The sequence below is a fragment of the Aliifodinibius sp. S!AR15-10 genome, from assembly GCF_031569985.1.
Classification (GTDB): domain Bacteria; phylum Bacteroidota; class Rhodothermia; order Balneolales; family Balneolaceae; genus JAMQKA01.
This window is the reverse complement of the sequence record NZ_JAMQKA010000128.1, coordinates 1-596: the sequence shown is the minus strand read 5'-3', so window position 1 is coordinate 596 and position 596 is coordinate 1. Positions and strand designations below refer to the sequence as shown.

The window sequence follows — 596 nt, the reverse complement described above, 5'->3', positions numbered from 1 at the left end:
AGTGGGAAGGGGGGATCATCCGGATGGATGGCCATGCGTACCTCGTGCTCTTCGGCAACAGGGATAATTTGCCTGAGAAAATCATACAGGTGTTCTCTCAACTGCTGGTCATCGATATCTTCATATTCGGCAAGATGAGTGCGAAACTTGGCTGGCGTCATCTTCTCATCACCCGGCATGCCCAACAGAATGGTATCGGTTAGTTCCTGAGTTGCTTCATCATTCAGAGAATCGAGATATTTTTTTGCCTTCTGTTGAAGCTCCTCCGAATATTCCGACTCGGCCCCTTCACGTTTGAGGATGAAGAGATCAAATGCTGCGAAAGCGGTTTTGTCGAAACGGAGTGCCGTAGAACCGTCCTCCAGCTCGTGGTTCAGGTCGGTTCGGGTCCAGTCGGTCAGCGGCATAAAGTTATAACAGACAGTGTGAATGCCACATTTTGCCAGGTTACGGATCGATTCCTTGTAGTTTTCGATCCATTGTTTATAATTCCCGGTCTGTTTTTTTATATCTTCGTGAACAGGAATACTCTCCACTACCGACCATGTCATACCCGCATCTTCGATCTCCTGCTTCCGTTTTTGGATCTCGTCAAC

The 596-nt window shown here is 48.0% G+C and carries 1 protein-coding gene; it reads right to left on the bottom strand.

Annotated elements, in window-relative coordinates:
• A partial coding sequence (gene uxuA / locus NC796_RS26650) for a mannonate dehydratase (protein ID WP_310688936.1) occupies window positions 1–596 on the bottom strand: 596 nt, incomplete at both ends.